Below are 17,407 nucleotides of genomic sequence, written 5' to 3'. Positions count from 1 at the left end.
CGCGCACCGGACGCGTGATCGACCGACAGGAACAGACACCGAATGAAACAGATGAACGCAGAAGAATACGGCCCGGCAGCCGTCCGGGGAAAACAACCGGTGCAGGAGCGCTCCCGGGAAACCCGGAGGAGAATCCTCCAGTCAGCCAAGGAGCTGTTTACGGATGTGGGATTTGAGGAGACCACCACTCATCTCATCGCAGACGGGGCTCGGGTGAGCGTGGGGGGACTGTACGCTCACTTTCCCAACAAGGAAGAAATATTTTTAACCATCATGGAGGAGCGATCGCACGCCATCTATGAGATGACGAAGAACTGCATTCAGACGATCCGCGAACAAAAAATGGAGCCGGACACCGCCATTGATTATCTCCTTACAACCATGTACACAACGCACACGACCTACGGCAAGCTGAACAGGGAAATGCAGCGGTTCGCCACCGTCAACGAAGAGGCGGCCCGCATACACGATCGGTGGGAGATGGAGGAGGCGAAGGAGATTATCGTCTGGCTGGAAGAGATCCGGGAAAAGCTCGCCGTGGACGACATACCCGTTGCGATTATCATTATCAGCAGAGCAACCCATGAGCTGTTCCACTTCCTCTACAAATACCAAGGACAGGTGGATGAACAGCGTATTCTCACAGAACTTCAGGTCATGTTCAAGCGATATCTCTTCGGATAGCGCCTTCCCGTATGCGGCATCTGCAAACAGGGTGGATGTGTTAAAAGATGACCGGCTCATATACAAAAAGACCTCTCTTCCGAGAGGTCTTTTCATTTCCTGAGTATCATATTTCTGTCCCGCACTACCTCTTTTAGACGAGTGAATCCAACTTCTCGATGGACTCGAGATCGACCGTATCATTGATGAATGCCAATGAATCCATCTTCTCGAGGGAGTCGAGATCGACCGTATCGTTGATGAACACCAGCGAATCCATCTTCTCAATGGACTCGAGGTCGACCGTATCATTGATGAATACCAATGAATCCAACTTCTCGAGGGATTCGAGGTCGACCTGATCATTTACGAAGGCGGTCCGTTCGGACTCTACGGCAAAAGCCGATACCGATACAAACAAAGCCAGGGCCAAAACAGCCATCGAAACCGACGTGATCTTATATATACTTTTCATTGTCTTTCTCCTTTTTTTGTAGAGTTGGGACGAAGCTTATTATCTTCGCCATTTGAAAGGTTAGATGCGGGGGGCACATAAAAGGTTCAGCTGCTATACAAAATATTTTTATTTTTCACATGACCGGATGGTTCGGTCTCTGCTGTTCATCCCGATATGATATAATGAGGACCGTTTCAATGTGAACAGGGAAGAATCCATGACAGCACATTCAATCCGCACCGCCTCTGTGATGTACTACAGCCAGACGGGGCACACAAAACAATACGCCAGGTATATCGCCTCCATCCTGGAACGGAACGGACTTGCGGTCCACACGTTCGACATGCTCACAAAAAACCCGAAGGACATCCCCCGATCCGACATCATCATCGTCGGGACACCGGTTTTTTACTATGACGTCCCGGGAAACGCCATTGACTGGCTTCGCCGTCTTCCCGACATCGAGGGGGTGTTCGGGGCGGCGTTCGCCACCTACGGTGGTGAAGGGGGAAACCAACACAACACGGCCTGCACGACTCTCAACCTTCTCACGGAAAGGGGCGCACTTCCTGTGGCCCTGGCCACCTTCGGCAACATGTCCACCTTCGCCCCCACCTGGTCATTGGGCAACGAACGGCGGACCCTCGCCTATACGCACCTGCCGAACGAAGAAACCTATCGGCGGGTGGCGGATTTCACACACGAAACCCTCGATCGTGCGGGGAGGAATGAAATCGTGAGGCCGAAAAAGCGCCCCTCCTTCTCAAACATGATCAGGGGGCGGCTCTCCATGAGGGGAACGAAGCTCTTCATCACCGGCCACCGCATCGACGGGGACAGGTGCATCGACTGCGGCCTGTGCGAGAGGAGCTGTCCCGTCGCGGCCGTTGATGTGAAAGAATTCTCCATAGACACAAAACGATGCATCGCATGCTTCGGCTGCGTCAACAACTGCCCGGAAGGAGCCGTACAGATGAAGTTTCTGGGCAGACAGGTCTCTGGGCTCACCGATTTCAGAAAAAAACACTCTCTTGTCGTCAACACACCGCTGGCGTGAGGGCGGCTTTTTCACCCCCGAATCCTCAAGAACAAAAAAGGGGGGCGGCATCATGTCGGCGCCGCCCCCCTTCGCATCGACGCGTGTCATTTGTTCAAGATTCAACTCCGAGCGTTGCCTCCCGGACGCCTCCTTCGTGAAGCACCTATTTATCCGGCTTCCCCACCGCCGTTTGCGGCGACTCGCCCTGAAACTCGATGAGCGTGGGCATCCCGGAGGCCGCCGGACTCTCCTCGGCGGAATTGATACTATTCTCCTCCACCTCCCCCGTGTCCCCCCCGACATAACTCCGTGACCGGGTGAACGTACGCCGTGACGATCTCCAAGCCGGAATGTCCCGGTCTCTCAGTCTCCACGCCGGCGACCGTGTCAACGGCGGGGCGCCCCCTCATTCCGTCCCCTTCCTCCACCGAAAGGCGGCCCGATGAAGCCGGGCTTCTTCCTTTCCGATGACGGATTCATGGTCGTCGGGGATGACATCCCGATTATGACGTGCACCCAAAAAAAATTACCCTTTTCCATTAATTGTGAAAAAAATAACAGAAGTGCTTGACAAGTGACCCTGCATGTTTATAATAGAGCGAAAATGTGGTGTTATCTTTTTCAAATTCGTAACACTATTATTGGCATATAGGAGCAAGGAGCATTACTATGGCGCGAATTTTGATTGTCGACGACGACCCGGATGTGGTCGAAGCCGCGCGTCTCTACCTGGAAAAGGAGGGACACGAGATCGAGACCGCGGGAAACCGCGAGGAAGGCATGCAGCGGATTGCGGAAGTCAAGCCGGATCTGTTGGTTCTCGACATCATGATGGACGAGCCGGACGACGGCATAACCATGGCGCAGGATCTGCGCAGGGCCGGTTTCGACAAGCCCATTCTCATGATGTCCAACATTTCGAAGGCATCCGGCCTTTCCTACGACAAGGACGACGCCGTGACACCCGTGGACGACTTTGTGGAAAAACCGGTCGCAGGCACGGTTCTGGTAGAGAAGGTCAACGCCCTGCTGGAAAACCGATAGGAGGACACACATGCTCACAACCCAACAGGACAAGCTGATGGGCGAGATCGACAAACTCGTCGAGGTCCACGGAACCGGACGTAACGCACTCATACCCATCCTACAGGATATCCAGAAGCGATATCACACCATCAGCGATTTCACCATGCAGACCTTTGCCGACCGGCTCGGCATTCATCCCGCCGAGGTGTACGGGGTGGTGACGTTTTACGCCTTTCTGAACGAGAAGTATCACGGCCGGTTTGTGATCCGTCTGTGCCGCACCATCAGCTGCGATATGGCGGGCAAGGAAGCGGTGGCCAGGCAGCTCAAAAACGACCTCGGTATCGACTTCGGCGAAACGACGTCGGACGGACGCTTCACGCTACAATGGGCCAATTGCATCGGCATGTGCGACCAGGGGCCGGCGATGCTGGTGAACGACCAGGTCTTCACTCACGTAACGCCCGATAAGGTGCACGACATCCTTGCCGCCTGCGAGAAGGCGTTCGGTCCCCACACCCCCCAGACCGAGGAGGAACACGTATTATGACAATTCGAAACGACATGACCCTCGCCTCCATGGAGGTAAACCGGGGGCTGGAGACGGCGCTGGCGACCGACCGGGCCGGAGTGATCGGCGCGATCCGAGACTCCGGCATGAAGGGGCGCGGCGGGGCGGGATTCCCCACCGGCGTGAAGTGGAACCTGGCGGCGGCGGCCAAAGCAGAGAAGAAGTTCGTCATCTGCAACGCCGACGAGGGGGAGCCCGGCACCTTCAAGGACCGGGTGATCCTGAACGAATGGCCTGACCTCGTTTTCGAGGGCATGACCATCGCGGGCTACGCCATCGGCGCGACCGAGGGCATCCTGTACCTGCGCGGCGAATATACCTATCTGCAAAAAGACCTGGAAGAGTGTCTCGCCAAACGGCGCGAAGCGAACCTCCTGGGCGACGGCATCCTGGGTCGAGACAACTTCTCGTTTGACATCCGCGTCCACATGGGCTGCGGCGCGTATATCTGCGGTGAGGAGACGGCGCTGATCGAGAGCCTCGAAGGATACCGGGGCGAGGCACGAAACCGCCCGCCCTTCCCGGTGAATACGGGGCTCGACGGCATGCCCACCATAGTCAACAACGTGGAAACCTTCGCCTGGGCCGCCTCCATCTGTGCGAAAGGAGCGGACTGGTTCAAGGCCATCGGCACCGATACCTCCACCGGCCCGAAGGTGCTCAGCGTCTCCGGCGACGTGGATCGCCCCGGGGTCTACGAATTTCCCATGGGCACGACCGTTTCGGACATCCTGAAGGCGGCGGGCGGCGAAAACACCAAGGCGGTGGTGATCGGCGGCGCTTCGGGCCACTGCGTGCCGGCCTCGGAGTTCTCCCGCGCCGTCAGCTACGAGGACGTGTCCACCGGTGGATCGGTCATCGTCTTCGGCCCCAACCGTGACATGCTTGATGCGGCGGAAAATTTCCTTGAGTTTTTCACCGACGAATCCTGCGGCCAGTGTACACCGTGTCGCATCGGCAACGTCAAGCTTCTCGAAGGCGTGCGGATGCTCAAGCGAGGGGAGTGCTCAAGCACGTATCTTGATGACCTCTACGCCCTCGGGGAGACGATGCAGGCGGCGTCCAAGTGCGGTCTCGGCCAATCGAGCCCCAACGCCTTTCTCTCCATCGTCACGCATTTTCGTCACGAAATCCTGGGCCGCGCCCGTGCGGTTCCCGTATAGGAGGTACATATGACTCAGAAGAATCCGCGCGCCGGCGGTTCCGGCCACGCCCCCGCGAGCCAGCGACCCCAGGTTGTGAATGCGCCGGGAAACTCAGATGCCATCGGCGCGACGATCGGAGTGACCATCGACGGCCGTGAACTGAAGGTGCCCGTAGGCATGACCATCCTGGATGCGACCCGACAGCTCGGCATCCACATCCCGACCCTGTGCCACCACGACGACCTGTGTGTGGCCGGCGTCTGCCGCGTCTGCGTGGTCGAGATCGAGGGACAGCGTACGCTTCAGGCGAGCTGCGCCTACCCGATCACCCAGCCGATCACGGTGAAAACACACTCGCCCAAGGTTCGTCAGGCCCGGCGGCACATCATCGATCTGCTTCTCTCCGAGCATTACGGCGAATGCTACTCGTGCCTCCGCAACAACAACTGCGAGCTGCAGGCGCTGGCGAAGGAGTACGGCGTCGACTTTTTCCGTTTCGGCCATCCCGAAAAGCCGATTCACACGGTGGACCGCTCCAGCTATGCGATTGTGCGCGACATGAACAAGTGCGTCCTTTGCCGCCGCTGCGTGCGGACCTGCCTTGATCTGCAGGGCGTGGGCGCCCTCGAAGCGGTGGGGCGTGGTGACGGCACAACGATCTCGACCTACCTCGACAAGCCGCTGGGCGATGTGGTCTGCATCAACTGCGGCCAGTGCATCAACCGCTGCCCCACCGGGGCGTTGCGGGCCAACGACCCCACCGACGAGGTGTGGGCCGCCATCGACGACCCGACCAAGCACGTCGTCATCCAGACCGCGCCCAGTCCCCGAGCCGGCATCTGCGAGGAGTTCGGCATGGAGCCGGGCACTCCCATGACCTGGGAGATGAATACGGCGCTGCGTCGCTGCGGCTTCGATAGGGTCTTCGACACCAACTTCACCGCCGACCTGACCATCATCGAGGAGGGCACGGAGCTGATCCTGCGCCTCTACAAAAACCTCGTCGAAAACGACGGCTCCATGCCGCTGCCGCAGTTCACGTCCTGCAGCCCCGGCTGGGTGAAGTACATCGAGCACTTCTATCCCGAATATGTCGCGCACATCTCCTCTTGTAAGAGCCCGCAACAGATGTTCGGTGCGGTCATTAAAACATGGTACGCTCAGATTAACGATATCGATCCCGCCGACATCGTCTCGGTGTCCCTCATGCCGTGCTCGGCGAAGAAATTCGAGTGTGATCGCCCCGAGATGGGCGACAGCGGCCACAAGGACATCGACTACACCCTCACCACCCGGGAATGTGCGCAGATGATCCGTGAGGCCGGGATCAACCTGCCCGAGATGCCCCAGAGCGACTTCGACGACCCCTTCGGCACGGCGAGCGGCTCGGGCGTCATCTTCGGCGCGACGGGCGGCGTCATGGAGGCGGCGCTGCGATCGGTGGTCGAGTTCGTCTCCGGAAAAAAAGTGGAGGATTTCTACGAACACGCCGATATCATCCCGGTGCGGGGCTTCGAGGGCTGCCGCTACGTGGAAGTCAAGATCCCGGATAAGGTCGGCCCGGTGCCGGAGCTGATCGCCCACCTCGTGCCGGATTGGAAGTGGCTCAAGGGCGCCACCCTGAAGGTCGGCATCGCCCACGGCACGGCCAACATCAAGAAGGTGATGGAGGACATCAAGGCGGGCGGAAAGTTCAGCGAGTGTCATTTCATCGAGTTCATGGCATGCCCGGGCGGCTGTCTCGGCGGCGGCGGCCAGCCGATCCCGACCAGTCCCGCCATACGGGAGGCGCGCGCTCAGGCAATCTACGCCGAAGACGCGGCCTACGGCAAAGCCGGCAAGGCCCGCAAGAGCCACGAAAATCCGGCGGTGCTGCACCTGTACAGCGAGTTTTTGACCGACGGGCCGTGCGGACACAAGAGTCATCACCTCTTGCATACGCACTACACCCCACGCGGAAAATACATCGGATAACGCACGGGCTGCGGCGCGATCCGACGCGAAGCGGATCCGCTCGAAAGACGCATGAACGTGCAATGAAGGATTTATTGTTCAACCCGAACGTGACGGTTCTCAGCCTCGATCGGATGGTACGGGAACGCCGGAGGACCGGACGGACCGGCCTGAAACCCGGTTTCGTCGACGACTTTTTCGATATGCCGCCTACCGACCACATTGAACACCCATCCTGCGCCCGCCGCCGGGGAGACGCCCCTGCGGCGAGCGTGAACGTGGATTCCCTCTGTCCGCCGAAAGCGGAGGGGCTTTTGCGTCCGATCAAGGTCCGAGTCGACCGCCCTTCCCTCCCGGCGGCGATGGATGCTGTGTATCACGTCGTCGTGTTCGATGAGACGGAATCGCCGACGATCACCGAAAAGCCCTTTCCGGGCGTATCGGGAGGGGCGGGGATCCGGCACATCATAACAGTAGCCGAAAATCCCGTGCACGGTACGGCGGCCGGGGGATTTTTACACCGATGACATACGATACGTCAAAAACACACACCACAAAGAGGATCGTCGTGGAGAAAAAGGTACGAACCGCTTCCGATCGCTTCATCGTCACGGGCGGGGCCGGATTTATCGGCGCCAACCTCGTCAGGGCCCTCAACGAGCGGGGCTATGGGCGGATCATCATCGTCGATAACATCAATCATCCCGCCAAGGACGCCAACCTGAAGCGGCTTCGTTTCGAAGAATACATCGACAAGACTGAGTTCCGATCGAGACTCACAGACGGACGGATTCCGAAGGTCGGCTGCGTGTTCCATCTCGGCGCGTGCAGCTCCACGACGGAAACGAACGAGGCGTATCTGTGGGACAACAACTACCGGTACACCCGGGATCTCTGCACATGGTCGCTGCGGGAGGGCGCACGGTTCGTCTACGCCTCCAGCGCAGCCACGTACGGCGACGGCGGCCGGGGGTACTGCGACGACGACGCCGTCACGCCTCTGTTGGAGCCGTTGAACCTCTACGGCCGCTCCAAACAGACGTTCGATCTGTGGGCGCTGAAGTCGGGCGCGATCCGGCGGATCGCCGGGCTGAAGTACTTCAACGTGTACGGACCGTGGGAAGACCACAAGGGGGAGATGCGCTCGCTGGTCAACAAGGCCTACGCCCAGATACTCGAAACCGGGGAGATCTCCCTGTTTCGCTCGCATCGGCCCGAGTACTCGGACGGCGAGCAGGACCGTGACTTCATCTACGTGGGTGATGCTGTATCCGTAACACTGTTCTTCTTTGATCACCCGGAGGTATCGGGCCTGTTCAACTGCGGCACAGGTCAAGCCCGCACGTGGATCGACCTGGCGAAGGCGCTGTTCGCCGCAATGGAGATGCCGCCCACAATCAGGTTCATCGACATGCCCGAAAGCATTCGCGACAATTACCAGTACCACACCCAGGCGGACATGCAAAAGCTCCGCCGGGCCGGATATACGACACCGTTTGTGAGCATTGAAGACGGTGTGAGACGATATGTACACGAGCATCTTTCCCTGTCCTCGGGAGCGGACGGGCAACGCCAATCCGACGCCTCGGGAGAGGGAGATCACCTTCCATGACATGGTTTTGAAATAGTGTGCTCACATATCGTGCCAATCCGAACAATAAAGCAAGGGGGGCGGCGCCGTATCGGCGCCGCCCCCGGTTTGTTGCATTTATGTTTGTCTCCGGTTTGTGATCCGGGGCCGAGCGTTACTTCCCGGCCGCCTCCCTGCGAAGCACCTTTTTATCCAGTTTTCCCACCGCCGTCAGCGGCAGCTCGTCTCGAAACTCGATGACCTTGGGCACCTCGTAGGCCGCAAGCTTCTCCTTTGCAAAAGCGATAATCTCCGCCTCCAGCTCTTTTTTGTCTTTGTCTTTGTATTCCGGGACAAGCTGGATATAGGCCTTGACGATCTCCGAGCCGGGACGATCCGGATTTTCGACACCCACCGTGGCGATCATATCGACGGCGGGATGCTCGATTATTTTATCCTCCACCTTCACCGAAAACACCTTGAAGCCGCCGACGATGATCATGTCCTTTGTACGGTCGACGATTCTGAGATACCCCTCCTCGTCGAATATCGCCACATCACCCGTGTGCATGTACCCGTTTTTATCAACAGCCAGCTTCGTCTCTTCGGGCTTGTTGAAATAGCCGGTCATCACCTGGGGACCCTTCACGCAGATTTCCCCCGGCTCGCCGACGGCAACCTCCTTGCCGGTGGCAGGATCGAGCAGCTTGATATCAGTGTTGATCAGCGGCAGCCCGATAGAGCCGAGCTTTTTCCTTCCCAGAGACGGATTCATGGTCGTCAGGGGCGCCGTCTCGCTCATGCCGTACACCTCAAGGAGTTTGCCTGCGCCCACGATTTTTTCCAACTCCTTCTGGGAGTCTTCGGGAAAGGGAGACGCCGCCGAGATGCAGGTCTCCAGGTTTGAGTGATCGATCTCCTTGAACATGGGGTCGGCGATCAACATCTGGAACAGCGACGGCACGTTGACCAGCGATGTGGGACGGTATTTCTTGATCTCGTTGCAGATGTGCTTGGTGTCCCTTGGATTCGGGATCAGCACCTGAGTCCAACCCAAGTAGATGCAGTTTTCGTTGAAAAAAAGCCCGGCGATATGGAAGAACGGAAATCCGGACAGGGCCAGTCCCTTGCCCTTCACCCAGCCCAGCCAGTGCTGAACGATCAAGAGGTCCGACACGGCGTTTCGATGGGTGAGCATGGCGCCCTTGGGCGGCCCGGTGGTGCCGCCGGTGTACTGGATGTAGGCGAGATCGTCCGGGCTTATCGTAATTCCCGGATCCACGTCCGAGAAGCGACCGGTCTTGATGACGTCCTCAATTTTGTAGACGGTCTTGCCGGAAAGGGGCGTCACCGCGCCCGATGGAATTTTCTTGAGCAGTTTTCCCAAAAACCGCTTGACGCCGGGCAGAAACCCACCCACGCTGGCGGCGACCACCACCTTCAGGTCAGGGAGGCTCTCGGCGATGGGAACGAGTCGGGCCGCAAAAATCGCGTCCAGGGTCACCAAACACTTGGCCTTGGAATCCTTGAGCTGATACTGCATGCCTTCCGACATCAACAACGGAGACACCCCCGACACCACACACCCCGCCTTGAGGGCGCCCAGCCAGGCGATGACGTATTCCGGAATATTGGGAAGATTCACCCCCACCACATCACCTTTGCCGATGCCGTGCTCCTTGAGCATGTTCGCGAAGCGATTGGCATACGCCTCTAATTCTGCGAAGGTGATTTCGACTCCCATAAACGCCATCGCCGCCTTTTGGGGAAACTGTTTGAAGGTCGGCCTGATGGCGTCCACATAGGAAATCTCCCACGTCTTCGGATCGATATCGTCTATACCCGGATCGTAGGACTTCCTCCAAAACTGCTTTTCTGCCATGATCAGTAATCCTTTCTCTGATATGAGTAAAATTGGTAAAGAGAAGGAGAGTTACACAGTAATTGTGTGTTACGTATATAAAATGCGGCATGTGAGAATTCTCGATGATCATACGGCCGCATCGAGAAACACGTTGAGCCCTTTCAGGGCGGAACGGGGGGATTATTGAGAGAAAATAAATATGAGTGCGCGCAGAGTGTCGGCTTGTGTGGAATAGAGGGATTCTCACCCGCGCATATCCCCATCACCCCGGGGATCGTCGGCGCCGGGCTGTCTTTTGCCTCCTGGACAGCGACCGTGCGACGTATCTGCCTTTAACCATAGCCGAAACGAAGGGAAAAATCAAGCAGTATCACACCCCGGATGTCATCTGTGATCAATCAATCAATTTCCATCTGCATGATTGAAACGATTTTTTTGTCTTGTCCCCCTCCGTTTTACTTTGATACAATAGCTTCTTCGACGGCGGCCCACACACATCCCGGGTCCGTTCGTTTGGGTCGATCGTCACCGACAACGTGTGTCGATATATCTGTATCCCGCTTTATCCCGGCGGAGAAAAAAAGGAGCCTTTCACACGCATGGCAACCATAGCAATAACGGGGGGCGCCGGTTTTATCGGCTCTCACCTGGCCGACCGGCTGCTCGAGTCCGGAGAGCGGGTGGTGAACATCGACAACTTCAACGACTACTACAATCCGGCGGTCAAGAGAAGAAACATCGCGGCGGCCCAAGAGACTCCCTTGTATACCCTGTGCGAAGGAGACATCAGAGACCGCGGCTTTGTCGGAGAGGTTCTCGATGCTCACAGGCCGGACCTGGTGATTCACCTTGCCGCCATGGCGGGAGTACGTCCGTCCCTGGAAAATCCGCTCCTCTACCAGGAGGTCAATATCATCGGAACCAACAACCTCCTGGAAGAGATGAACGCCCGGAATATAAAAAAACTGCTTTGCGCCTCGTCCTCATCGGTCTACGGCAACTGCCCCCGGATTCCCTTCTCGGAGAGCGATCCGGATATCCATCCCATCTCCCCCTATGGGGTCACGAAGCTCTCGGGCGAGCATCTCTGCTACGCCTATCACCGACTCTTCCAAATGGATATCCTCTGCTTTCGATTCTTCACCGTCTACGGCCCCCGGCAGCGACCGGACATGGCCATTCATAAGTTCACCGACCTGATCGATTCAGGTCAGCCCATCAGGGTGTTTCACGAGGGAAAGAGCAGCCGGGATTACACCTACATCGATGATATCATCCAAGGCGTTCTGGGCGGTGTCGAGTTCGTCATGAGCGCGTCCGCGCCCGTGTTCGAGATCTTCAACCTGGGCGAGGCCACCCGCGTTCCGCTCATCGAGATGATCGGGCATATTGAGGCCGGCCTCAACAAGACCGCGAACACCATTATGATGCCCGCGCAACCGGGAGACGTGCAGACTACCTACGCGGATATCGAAAAGGCACGGCGTCTTTTAGGATATCGGCCCACAACGCCCATCGAGACCGGCATCGATCGGTTCCTGGCATGGTATCGCACAGAGCGTCGGGCATAAGACGCCCCTTCCCCACCGCGATCCCGCATCACCTTTCGGACCCGCCGCGGCATTGAGGGCCCCTCTCTCGCCGTCGACGACGGGGCGTCAAGGCGCCGCGGCATCGGCCCGGGGCGCGATCATTCCGCAATTGGGCCGTCGGATCCGATCTGATCATGCGCATCATCCCCGGGCCCGGGATCTGGAGATACTATTTCCCGCACCGTCATGCGCCGGGACCCGCCGATTCGACACCATGGACAACCCGGCCGCCCATTCATCCTCGATACGGATCGTTCCCGGACATACTCAACACTGTGCGAAAAAAATATAAGCGCAACCGGTTGAATAAAAAAACGATGTTCTCCGGATGATTCGTGGTATACTTACGGTGTGCACTAATACATGCGTGCGCCGCATGTTCCAGTTTCGGGGCGATTTCATTGGCGAATCGTCCCGCTTTTATTTTCCGGTTAACAAGGGAGTGTCACATGTTCCAGTACGTGGTGATACCGCTGCTCATTTTTCTGGCCCGGATTTCAGACGTGACCATTGGAACGCTTCGCATCATATATGTCGCCAAGGGACTGAAAATCATTGCGAGCTTTCTCGGATTTTTCGAGGTGCTCATCTGGCTGATCGCCCTGGGTCAGATCATACAAAACCTCACGAATCCGATCAATTATCTGGCCTACGCCGGAGGGTTCGCCACGGGGGTTTTCCTGGGGGTGGTTATCGAGGAAAAGCTGTCGGTGGGAATCATGCAGCTTCGCATCATCACCAAAAAGGACGCGGCCCGCCTTATGAAATTTCTCAAGCATGAGGGATATGGCATCACCCGCGTAAACGCCCAGGGTGCCTTCGGTCCGGTGGACGTCATCTATACCATCGTGCAGCGAAAGGAGATCCCCCACCTGATCCAGGTGATACGTGCGTACAATCCCAATGCCGTATACTCTGTGGAGGAGGTCAAACACGTCAGCAAATCCCCCTTCCCGAACAAGAAAGGCGTCCGAAAAATTCCTTTCGGTTTTTTCAGAAAGGGGAAGTAGACGGCGGGGACGGTGCCCCTTATGAATCGAGCACCCGCGAAAGCATCCTAAGAAGGTCCTCGGTGGGAAACGGCTTCGCAAGGTAGCGACCCTCCATTTCCTCCAGAAACCGCTCCGCCTCCTCGCTGATCACATCGGCTGTGATAATTACCATACGCCGTGCGGTGGCTGCGTCATGTTTTTTGAGATACGCATAGAGCGCCCGACCGCTCACGCCGGGAACCTTCATTGCACTGACGACTGTATCGAAAGAGTCCGTTTTGAGGAGTTTCTTCGCCTCCGATCCATCACCCGTTGTCGTCACGCGATAACCCGCGTCGTTCAGGGATTCTTCAAGCAAAGACCGTAAATGTTCGTCCGGCTCCACTACCAGCACCGACGCATGCCGGGACGTGCCCACGTACGACCTGACCTGCGGCGCCGACCTCGTATCCGGCCTGACCACCGGCAGTTCCACGGTAAATACGGCGCCGCCGGCTTCATTGTTCTCGGCCTCTATTTTTCCGCCGTGCTCGTGTATAATACCATACGCGATGGAAAGGCCGAGACCGGTTCCCATTCCGGTTTCCTTGGTGGTGAAAAAGGGATCAAAAATTTGTTTTTTAATCCGTTTGTCAATGCCCGAGCCGGTATCGCTGAATGTTATGACGACACTGCCTTTTGACAGATGGGATTTCACCGTCAGGACTTTTTCTTCCCGGGATTTCATCGCGTCCTGGGCGTTTGTGATGATGTTGACGAATACCTGCTGAAGCTGAATTCCGTCGCCTACGGTGGGAGGAATCGCATCCGAAAGATCGGTCGAGATTACGACGGCCTGCTTCGTAAGCTGACTTTTCAACATCCCAATGGAATCGATGATGATCGCGTTGATGTCTATGGGCCTGCGTTCCGGTTTATGCTTGCGGGAAAATGTTAACAATCCCCGAACAATCTTTGAGCACCGATCGGATTCCTTGCTGATAATCTCCGCCTTCTTTTTCGCATACGGATCGGCGGTTTTCTTCTTCAAAAGATCGGCATGGCCCTTTACTGAGGTGATGGGATTGTTCAATTCATGGGCGATGCCGGAAAGCATTCCTCCCATGCTCGAAAGACGCTCCGCCTGGGCCAGTCGCTCCTCCATCTTCCGTCTTTCGGTCACGTCCCGAATAATACCCTGGTACCCGACAATATTTCCATCTCCATCACGTATCACGGTGGCCGATTCCTCACAATCAATGAACGTACCGTCTTTTTTCTTCAACGTCAGCGTGTAATCGATCAGAAATCCCTCTTTCTCGATATCTCTTTGGAATCTCTCTCTCGCCTTCCGTGAATCATAGAGTCTCACGGTGTTCGTTGAGAATAATTCCTCCATGGAATACCCGAGCATTTCACCCAGAGCGTTATTGGCGTCCAGCACCTCTCCCTCGACGCTTGTCAGGTATATGCCGTCCCTCGAAGATTCGAAGATCGTGCGGAATTTTTTCTCGGACGCCCTCAGCGCCTCCTCCGCCCTTTTGATCTCCGTGATGTCCCGAACGATGGCGCAGTAAGTCTTCGGATTACCCTCATCGTCATATATCCACCAGGGGCTGACCAATACCGGGAATCGCTTAGCGTCCTTTCTGAGACATATCGCCTCAAAGCTGTCCAGATTTCCCTCCATCGTACGCAGAAACATCTGTATGAGGTACTCCTCCTGATCATTGGGCCAGTAGGGATGCGGATTCTCCGGGTGTTCCCCCACCACCTCTTCCAATGTATACCCGGTTATCCGGGTCATGGCCGGGTTGATGTACTGGTACTCTCCCCGGTTGTTTACTATCGACAGTCCGTCGGACATCGTCAATATGATTGCCTCGAGAAAGTCCTTGCTTTCAGTCAGGTATTTCTTGGCTCGACGCCGCTCCATCAGACGGGTGATGTTGTTCGAGATGCTTCGGACGGCGATCTGCTCCATCATGTTCCAGACCCTCTTGCCGCCGATTACTTCATAGGCGATAAATCCATAGGCGATGTCATCCAGGATAAGGGGCACTAGAATGAGGGCGCTCATCTTTGAATCGATCGAAATCCGTCTTTCATCTCCACTTAGTTTTGATGTGTCCTCGTTATCTTCAATGATAAGCGTCTTCCGGTTGTCAAGCACATCCTTCAGATGAGGTAATTCCTCGATACTCTGGCCTTCCGTTTTTTTATGGTAAGGGACTACGCCCTCGGCGCACCACTCATGGATGTTCTGTACCTTTTCCCGGTCTTCATTCAACTCCATAAGATACGCTCGGGATACTTTGAGGGTTTCTCCGGAGTGGGCGAGCAGGTCGCCGATGATCTCATCCAGCTCCCCCCCCCGGTTTATCCGCTGGGACACCCCGACGAGCATCCCGTCGATGGCCTGCTCGTAGGCCCGCTTCTCGTCCGCCTCCACTCTGTCGGTGATGTTGCTGAGGACGGAGAGTGTGGCCGATTTCCCCTCCCATTCGATGATTACGGTTCTGCTTTCCACCCAATATATGCCGCCGTTTTTTCTGATAACACGACACACTAACCGGTTCGGCAGATCCTTTCCCGTCATACGATTGCTGTATCGCTGGATAATTGCCGGTCGGTCATCCGGATGAACGAGGTCAAGAAAATCGATGCTCTGGAGTTCTTGAAACGTGTACCCCATAAAAAACATCGTTATCGGATTGGCATACACAATCCTGCCGTCTTGGATGATGACAATGGAGTTGAGCGAATTTTCTACCACCGCCCGGTATTTTTCTTCCGAATTCCTGAGTTCCTTCTCAACCTTCCTCCGTTCGCTAATATCCCGAAAGACGTATACCGTTCCGATCACCTGTCCCTCTTCCGTGAAATAGGGTGATGAGGTAACGGTGAAATAGGTGCCAAGGATCGGCTCCTGGAACTCTTTTCTCGTCATTTCCCGGGTTCCCGGGTGTTTTCTCTTGGGGAATAAAAGCCGGGGAACGTCTGTCTGGGTAAGCAGGTCAGTATAGGTCTGGCCGATGATATCCTGAGGTTTACGATTATACGAGTATGCAAACGCCTTGTTGGCACGGACAATTTCGTCGTCGTTTCCAATCACGATAATTAAATCCTGGATAGCGTCAAAGGTTCCCCGCCATGATCGGTTGATTCTTTCGAGCTGCTCCGTGAGATTCGAACGGGAGCCGACCTCCGTCATGACGCCGGCGATGACGCCGTACTGATCGTCGCCGATTGTAATGGGATAGAGTGTCGCCGTCATGGTGTGTTTTTTCTGATACTCATCCACCAGAGAGAATTCCAAGGATTCCCTCGTGCCGTTTACTATTTGGTCGAATTCCTTAAGAAAGACGGAAACATCCTCCGGGTCCACCAGTTCCTTGAACGCCCTGCCGATGAGGTAATCCGGATCGTAACCTGCCAGATCCTGTATTGTGGGACTGATATAGGTGATGCTGTTGTTTTCATCCAGATAGAACGCCACGGCTTTGACGCTTTCCACAAGCCTCAGGTATCGCTCCCGCTGTTCGGATAGGGCGCTTTCCATCCCTTTTTGCCGTGTCACATCTTCGACGAACATGATAACCAAATCTTCGGGAATGGGAATGGCGTGTACGCGATACCTTCCCCCCATGAACCGGCCGATGGGAAAGTAGTCCACCTCCCGGATGACTGGATGGTCGTTAAAATAACAGGCTGAGATGTCCTGGCGTATCTGGGGTTGATTCTTGGTCAGATTTTCAATTGTCATCCCTATCCAGTCGTTCGGACGTTCGTTGTCGCTTTCGGCCGCCGATTTATTGCCGGCGATCAGGACAAAGGTGTCCCCATCGAACCACCAGGTGTATGTGGGAATCGGTATGGTGTTGTATATAAGCCGGGATTGCTCCTGGAAACGGTTACGGTCTTTCTTGAGATGGATATCGCTTGTGACATCCGTGAAGACAAATACGGTACGGCACACCCCGTCGGCTTCCTGGGCGAAGATGTTTACCTCCAGAAAATGCGCATCCCCGTCGGCGGTGTCCGCACGAACGACAACGCTGTCGGGCATCTGCTCTTGATGACTTGAGGATTTTTCCAGGATATTCATGATATCCCGATCTCCGGGATGAACGAGGGAGGTGATATGTCGTCCCTCGAGCTCACCGTCATCTTTCTCGAAGATCTTCACGGCCTGTTCATTGGCCATGATTATGCGTCCCTCTTCGGTTACCAGGGCGGCATCCTCGGTATGCACCAGCATCAGACGGGTCATGTCTGCAGAAACGGGTTCGAGAGATCCCCTCTCGGAAGACGACTCAAGAGCCTTGACCCGCTTTCTGAGGTCAGACAGCTCTCGGATCAGTTCAGCCTTCGTCTTTCGTTCATCTTTCATTGGTAATCCAACTGATCACGTGTTTTATCATACACTGTTTTCAAAAAAGCAGCGATCGATCGAACACCCCGGACGATCCGGCAGCATACCGTTCCGTCGCAATCGAAGGAAACGACATAGGATAAAAAATCGGACAATAGAAAACCGACGATTCACGTCGACG

13 protein-coding genes are annotated in these 17,407 nt (G+C 56.1%); 10 read left to right on the top strand and 3 right to left on the bottom strand.

The genetic code is table 11. The features are described from left to right. Window positions 1–42 precede the first annotated feature (42 nt). Window positions 43–684 (top strand): TetR/AcrR family transcriptional regulator, encoded by a 642-nt coding sequence (locus JW885_03440; protein ID MBN1881204.1) that lies wholly within the window; start codon window positions 43–45, stop codon window positions 682–684. Window positions 685–817: 133 nt separating this feature from the next. Here the strand turns inward: JW885_03440 and JW885_03435 are convergent, their stop codons facing one another. Beyond that, on the bottom strand, window positions 818–1,138 hold the full coding sequence (locus JW885_03435; GenBank protein ID MBN1881203.1) for a hypothetical protein: 321 nt from the start codon (window positions 1,136–1,138) through the stop codon (window positions 818–820). A 199-nt stretch (window positions 1,139–1,337) separates the two neighbouring features. Here JW885_03435 and JW885_03430 point away from each other — a divergent pair, with 199 nt between their 5' ends. The 7 genes from JW885_03430 to rfaD all read left to right on the top strand — a co-directional run bounded on the left by JW885_03430 (window position 1,338) and on the right by rfaD (window position 8,466). Further along, a complete protein-coding gene (locus tag JW885_03430) occupies window positions 1,338–2,177 on the top strand; it encodes an EFR1 family ferrodoxin (GenBank protein ID MBN1881202.1) in 840 nt (279 codons plus the stop codon). A gap of 651 nt (window positions 2,178–2,828) precedes the next feature. Next, window positions 2,829–3,203, top strand: a complete 375-nt coding sequence (locus JW885_03425) for a response regulator (GenBank protein ID MBN1881201.1) — start codon at window positions 2,829–2,831, stop codon at window positions 3,201–3,203. A gap of 10 nt (window positions 3,204–3,213) precedes the next feature. Beyond that, on the top strand, window positions 3,214–3,735 hold the full coding sequence (locus JW885_03420; GenBank protein ID MBN1881200.1) for an NAD(P)H-dependent oxidoreductase subunit E: 522 nt from the start codon (window positions 3,214–3,216) through the stop codon (window positions 3,733–3,735). After that, window positions 3,732–4,919 carry an SLBB domain-containing protein gene (locus tag JW885_03415; GenBank protein MBN1881199.1) on the top strand — a complete coding sequence of 396 codons (1,188 nt, stop codon included), beginning with the start codon at window positions 3,732–3,734 and terminating at the stop codon, window positions 4,917–4,919. Before JW885_03420 ends, JW885_03415 begins: the two co-directional genes overlap by 4 nt. Window positions 4,920–4,928: 9 nt before the next feature. Further along, a complete protein-coding gene (locus JW885_03410; protein MBN1881198.1) occupies window positions 4,929–6,875 on the top strand; it encodes an iron hydrogenase small subunit in 1,947 nt (648 codons plus the stop codon). A gap of 62 nt (window positions 6,876–6,937) precedes the next feature. After that, a complete protein-coding gene (locus tag JW885_03405; GenBank protein ID MBN1881197.1) occupies window positions 6,938–7,381 on the top strand; it encodes a hypothetical protein in 444 nt (147 codons plus the stop codon). Then, window positions 7,378–8,466, top strand: coding sequence for an ADP-glyceromanno-heptose 6-epimerase (gene rfaD / locus JW885_03400; protein ID MBN1881196.1), 1,089 nt, complete (start codon window positions 7,378–7,380; stop codon window positions 8,464–8,466). The genes JW885_03405 and rfaD overlap by 4 nt, the downstream gene beginning before the upstream one ends. A 133-nt stretch (window positions 8,467–8,599) precedes the next feature. Here the strand turns inward: rfaD and JW885_03395 are convergent, their stop codons facing one another. Beyond that, the gene (locus JW885_03395; GenBank protein ID MBN1881195.1) at window positions 8,600–10,306 is read right to left on the bottom strand and encodes an AMP-binding protein; all 1,707 of its coding nucleotides are present in this window, start codon (window positions 10,304–10,306) and stop codon (window positions 8,600–8,602) included. A 581-nt stretch (window positions 10,307–10,887) separates the two neighbouring features. On the opposite strand from JW885_03395, the gene JW885_03390 reads away from it, so the two are divergent. Continuing rightward, window positions 10,888–11,859, top strand: a complete 972-nt coding sequence (locus JW885_03390; protein MBN1881194.1) for a GDP-mannose 4,6-dehydratase — start codon at window positions 10,888–10,890, stop codon at window positions 11,857–11,859. 470 nt (window positions 11,860–12,329) lie between these two features. After that, window positions 12,330–12,890 (top strand): DUF2179 domain-containing protein, encoded by a 561-nt coding sequence (locus JW885_03385; GenBank protein ID MBN1881193.1) that lies wholly within the window; start codon window positions 12,330–12,332, stop codon window positions 12,888–12,890. A gap of 19 nt (window positions 12,891–12,909) precedes the next feature. On the opposite strand, the gene JW885_03380 is transcribed toward JW885_03385, so the two are convergent. Then, complete coding sequence (locus tag JW885_03380) at window positions 12,910–17,244, bottom strand: PAS domain S-box protein (GenBank protein ID MBN1881192.1); 4,335 nt, start codon at window positions 17,242–17,244, stop codon at window positions 12,910–12,912. Window positions 17,245–17,407: the final 163 nt, after the last annotated feature.

The sequence above is a fragment of the Candidatus Zymogenaceae bacterium genome (assembly GCA_016931225.1).
Taxonomy (GTDB): Bacteria; Desulfobacterota; Zymogenia; order Zymogenales; family Zymogenaceae; genus JAFGFE01.
The sequence above is the reverse complement of the archived record's forward strand: the minus strand, read 5'-3'. Positions and strand labels throughout refer to the sequence as shown.

Coding starts and splice junctions, on each gene's coding strand:
- JW885_03440 (MBN1881204.1), top strand. CDS start 43: ATGAAACAGATGAACGCAGAAGAATACGGCCCGGCAGCCGTCCGGGGA.
- JW885_03435 (MBN1881203.1), bottom strand. CDS start 1,138: ATGAAAAGTATATATAAGATCACGTCGGTTTCGATGGCTGTTTTGGCC.
- JW885_03430 (MBN1881202.1), top strand. CDS start 1,338: ATGACAGCACATTCAATCCGCACCGCCTCTGTGATGTACTACAGCCAG.
- JW885_03425 (MBN1881201.1), top strand. CDS start 2,829: ATGGCGCGAATTTTGATTGTCGACGACGACCCGGATGTGGTCGAAGCC.
- JW885_03420 (MBN1881200.1), top strand. CDS start 3,214: ATGCTCACAACCCAACAGGACAAGCTGATGGGCGAGATCGACAAACTC.
- JW885_03415 (MBN1881199.1), top strand. CDS start 3,732: ATGACAATTCGAAACGACATGACCCTCGCCTCCATGGAGGTAAACCGG.
- JW885_03410 (MBN1881198.1), top strand. CDS start 4,929: ATGACTCAGAAGAATCCGCGCGCCGGCGGTTCCGGCCACGCCCCCGCG.
- JW885_03405 (MBN1881197.1), top strand. CDS start 6,938: ATGAAGGATTTATTGTTCAACCCGAACGTGACGGTTCTCAGCCTCGAT.
- rfaD (MBN1881196.1), top strand. CDS start 7,378: ATGACATACGATACGTCAAAAACACACACCACAAAGAGGATCGTCGTG.
- JW885_03395 (MBN1881195.1), bottom strand. CDS start 10,306: ATGGCAGAAAAGCAGTTTTGGAGGAAGTCCTACGATCCGGGTATAGAC.
- JW885_03390 (MBN1881194.1), top strand. CDS start 10,888: ATGGCAACCATAGCAATAACGGGGGGCGCCGGTTTTATCGGCTCTCAC.
- JW885_03385 (MBN1881193.1), top strand. CDS start 12,330: ATGTTCCAGTACGTGGTGATACCGCTGCTCATTTTTCTGGCCCGGATT.
- JW885_03380 (MBN1881192.1), bottom strand. CDS start 17,244: ATGAAAGATGAACGAAAGACGAAGGCTGAACTGATCCGAGAGCTGTCT.